Origin of the sequence: Archangium sp., from assembly GCF_036388035.1 — a bacterium.
Lineage (GTDB): Bacteria > Myxococcota > Myxococcia > Myxococcales > Myxococcaceae > Archangium.
Genome location: NZ_DASVSO010001035.1, coordinates 1 through 3572, shown reverse-complemented (window position 1 = coordinate 3572; position 3572 = coordinate 1). Strand labels below are relative to the sequence as shown.

Below are 3572 nucleotides of genomic sequence, written 5' to 3'. Positions count from 1 at the left end.
CTCGGGGTCCAGCTCGGCAGCGGGTTCGAGCGCGAGGGTGTACTCACCCGGGTCCACCAGCCGGAAGCGCGTTGCCCGCCCGTCCACCTCCAAGGAGGCCTTGTCGATGGGGGCCTTGAAACGCAGGTAGGTGGTGACCTTGGCCGCCACCCGCACCTCGGGCACGGGCTCGTTGGGGCTGCTGGGGACGACCACTTGCCGCTGCTGCTGCTCGCGGACTGGGGACGGGGACTGCGCTGTCGCTGTAGTCCCCGTCAGGAGAATGACGAGCGGTAGCCACGGGAGAAGTCGCACCAGGGTGGAATACCTCCGGAGTCCACCCTAGCAGATGCCCAGCCCGCCGGGGCCCGATGTACACTGCCCACCTGGGCCTTTTCCTGGCGCGCCCATCGTGAGGAGCTTCCATGCCATCAGGGTCATCTTCGAGCAACGCGGGACCGGGTCTTCGAATGGGTGCCCAGGGCGAGCACGTGCGCGCCCTGCAGCGCCGGCTCACCTCGCTCGGCTTCCGTATCGACCCGATCGACGGCATCTTCGGGTCGAGGACCGTGGATGCCGTGAAGGCCTTCCAGCAGTCACGCCGCATGAACGCCGATGGCATCGTCGGCCCCGAGACGATGCGGCAGCTGGGCCTCACCGTGCCGCCTTCGGCGCCATCGTCGATCCAGGTCTGCCGGCCCCCGGCTTTCACGCCCCCACGCCCACAAGACATGGCGCAGCGCTCCACGACCGCCGTGAGCCAGAACAGGCGCCCCCAGAACGATCGGAGGACGGGGGGCTTCACGGCGAACTCGGCGATTCAGAGCTTCGACTCCCGCGTTCGCCTCAACCAGTACGTCGATCCGGCGCAGCAGGCGGCGGCGCGGGTCCTCAACGACCTCGAGGCCGGGAGGATTTCCCACATGGACGCCCGGATCATGGCGTCCGGACAGCGCAACGCTCTGCTCACCTCGACCCGGCAGCAGTTGAGCCCTGGAGGCCGGGCGTTGTCCCGAGCCCTCAAGGAAGAGGGCAAGACGCTGCCGGAGCTGGTTCAGCGGTACGCGCACCGGCTGCTGGAGAACTCGCCGGAGCTGAGGCGGCAGCATGGCCTGAGCACACTGGACCCCAATTCGCGCCTCTTCAATCGCGCCCTGTATACGCGGGCCGTCGAGGAGCTGGGGCGGAGCGAGGCGGTCTCCCGGGAGATCATCCACGCAGCGGGGCGTCCCAACGCCACCGTGACGGCGGTGGCCCGCTTCTCGCGCGTGGCGGGGCCCGCGGCGGTTGTTGGCGGACTGGCCCTGTCGGGCTACGAGATCAGGAACGCGCCCGAGGGACAGCGGCTCTACACCGCGGGACGGGAGGCGAGTGGCATCGGCGGAGGGGTCATCGGCTCCATGGGCGGGGGCCTGGTGGCGGGGTGGACGGCTTCGCTGATGTGCGGCCCCGGGGCTCCCGTGTGCGCCATGCTCGTCAGCCTCGTGGTCGTGGGCGGATTCGCCTGGGCAGGCGGAGCCGCGGCCGAGCACGGCTACGAAAGGGCCATGCGGGGTAGCCAGAGCCGCACTCGTCGCTGACGCGCGCATGGCCTTCTCCTGGCGCCTGGGCGGCTGGCGTGAGCGGCGGGGACCCCGAGCGGGGGTCACCATCATTCAGGGCTGGAATTCGCGGCTGGGAGTGGGAGTCGCCGGGGCGGCGGGAGGGCTGCTGTTGCCCCTGCTGCTGGCCGTCGGCGGAGTGCGGGAGGCACTCCTCGGGCTCGCGGGGTGCCTCGCCCTCGGGTTCGGGTTCGGCTACCGGCTGGTGGTGGCTCCGGAAGGACTCCTGTACCAGTTCACCTGGTACGGAGTGCCCTGGCGCCGTCAACGACTGCCGCTCCAGGTTCCGGTCGTCGAGGCGTCCACCTTCGAGCAGCCCGAGCCGGAGGACCTCATCCTGGAAGGCGCGCGGCCGGTGACCCTCCCGGCCTCGAAACACACGGTGGGGGCGTTGAAGCAGGCGGTGCAGGAGGCCATCCTGCGCGCCCAGGCTTCCACGGAGTCCCGCTAGCCCCCTGGGGCCGGGAAAGGTGTCAACCGACTCGTCCCGACACCTCGCCCCCTACGAATCGTCTGACAACCAGTGGAGGAGTGGGGGCCTTGGTTCGCTCCCCAGTCCTGGAGTTTACCCCTCGTCCTGGACGAGGCCCTGGCGGAGCAGTTCCTTGGCCAGGAAGGGGCAGTGCTTGCGGATGAGGCGGAACGACATGTCTCCCTCCCGCCAGGCCGTGTGATAGGCCTCCCTGGCCCGAACGAACTCATCATCGTTCAGGTTCAATCGGTCGATCGTCTTCTGGACCCGCGCACGCATCGTTTCGGTCAACCCTTCGCCCGGAATGACCTCGAGCGTGGACAACTCGAGCGCGAACCACCCGTCCTGCACCTCGAACGGATCCAGAACGTCCTCGAGGTCGTTCTTGCGCGCGTTCATCCGGACACACGCGAGCCGGTAGTTGCTCCACTCATAGGCCAGCTCGCGACGCTTCGACTTGGGAAGCAGATGGTCTACCGAGAGCGCGCCGGTGCCCCGAGGGATATGGAGGGAGGAATAGGCACAGACGCCCTTGTATGCCGCCCAGAGTTGCGTCGCGCAGTGACGCCAGTGCGAGCGCAGTTCGCCGGCGGGCGAGGACAGATCGGCACGACCCGGCTGACGAACCCTGGCGTCGAAGTCCGGGGGCTCGGGCTGGGGCTCGACGTGGATCACGGCTCGATCCCCGCGGCCTCGGCACGCGCGAGCCAGCGTGGCCAGAACGGATCAGTATCCTTGAGGAGCCGATACAGCTCGTTGTGAATCCGCTTCACCTCCTCGATCGGGAGGTGCGGATCCTTGAGCGCGGCCTTGGCGCGGGTGATGGCCTCCTCGGCTTCCACGGACCGAGGCTCCTTGAGATCGAAGACTTCAGAGGTGAGCCACGCGTTGGCATCGCCCCGAGGCCGCCAGTCGGCCTTGGTGACCTTCACCTCGTGACCCACAAGGTCGAACATGAAGAGCGCGTCCTGGTCCGGGTCGAAGGAGGGCTCCACCGAGGCGAGGACCATGGGTGAATGAGTGACGGCAATCACCTGGACCTTCACGTCCGGGCGGAGTTCTTGGACGACGGCCAGCAGCGAAGGAAGGATGAGCCGTTGCCAACGGGGATGGAGGTGCGCCTCTACCTCGTCAACAAGGAGCACGACCTGATCGGCGACCTGCTGCTGAAGCAGCTCGGCGGCCCGCCGATGTTCCTCCCAAGCCCAGACGAGAAGGTAGGCGAGACCGACGATACGCCGGATCCCAGCAGACGCGTGCGTGAGGGGAACGATGCCATACGGCATCTCCAGCGTCGGAATGTCCCGCGCATCATCAACTCCCAATCGGGTGGGATCTCCAGGCCGCAATGGCTCCTTGGCATCTGGGGACAGAACAGTCAGCACCTTGCACAAGCGCTCGAAAGACTCCGAGCGCCTCAACTGCCAATAGACCCAATCCCGGATGAGCCCATTGCACAGGACACGCCCGTCCTCCGCCAATCCGTCCCAGAGTTCCTCTTGTGAAAAGTCGTAAGATTT

The 3572-nt window shown here is 67.5% G+C and carries 5 protein-coding genes; 2 read left to right on the top strand and 3 right to left on the bottom strand.

Translation table 11 applies throughout. From position 1 onward, the window contains the following. A partial coding sequence (locus tag VF697_RS42495) for a DUF2381 family protein (RefSeq protein WP_331104354.1) occupies positions 1-294 on the bottom strand: 294 nt, incomplete at its 3' end. A gap of 155 nt (positions 295-449) precedes the next feature. On the opposite strand from VF697_RS42495, the gene VF697_RS42490 reads away from it, so the two are divergent. Both VF697_RS42490 and VF697_RS42485 read left to right on the top strand, forming a co-directional pair. Then, positions 450-1559 (top strand): peptidoglycan-binding domain-containing protein, encoded by a 1110-nt coding sequence (locus VF697_RS42490; protein ID WP_331104352.1) that lies wholly within the window; start codon positions 450-452, stop codon positions 1557-1559. Positions 1560-1566: 7 nt separating this feature from the next. Beyond that, positions 1567-2031 (top strand): hypothetical protein, encoded by a 465-nt coding sequence (locus VF697_RS42485; protein WP_331104350.1) that lies wholly within the window; start codon positions 1567-1569, stop codon positions 2029-2031. 114 nt (positions 2032-2145) lie between these two features. Here VF697_RS42485 and VF697_RS42480 read toward each other — a convergent pair whose 3' ends face one another. Next, on the bottom strand, positions 2146-2727 hold the full coding sequence (locus VF697_RS42480) for a hypothetical protein (RefSeq protein WP_331104348.1): 582 nt from the start codon (positions 2725-2727) through the stop codon (positions 2146-2148). Further along, a partial coding sequence (locus tag VF697_RS42475; protein ID WP_331104346.1) for an AAA family ATPase occupies positions 2724-3572 on the bottom strand: 849 nt, incomplete at its 5' end. The genes VF697_RS42475 and VF697_RS42480, both read right to left, overlap by 4 nt.

Excerpts from the sequence above, each read along its gene's own strand:
- VF697_RS42490 (WP_331104352.1), top strand. The coding sequence starts at position 450 with ATGGGTGCCCAGGGCGAGCACGTGCGCGCCCTGCAGCGCCGGCTCACC.
- VF697_RS42485 (WP_331104350.1), top strand. The coding sequence starts at position 1,567 with ATGGCCTTCTCCTGGCGCCTGGGCGGCTGGCGTGAGCGGCGGGGACCC.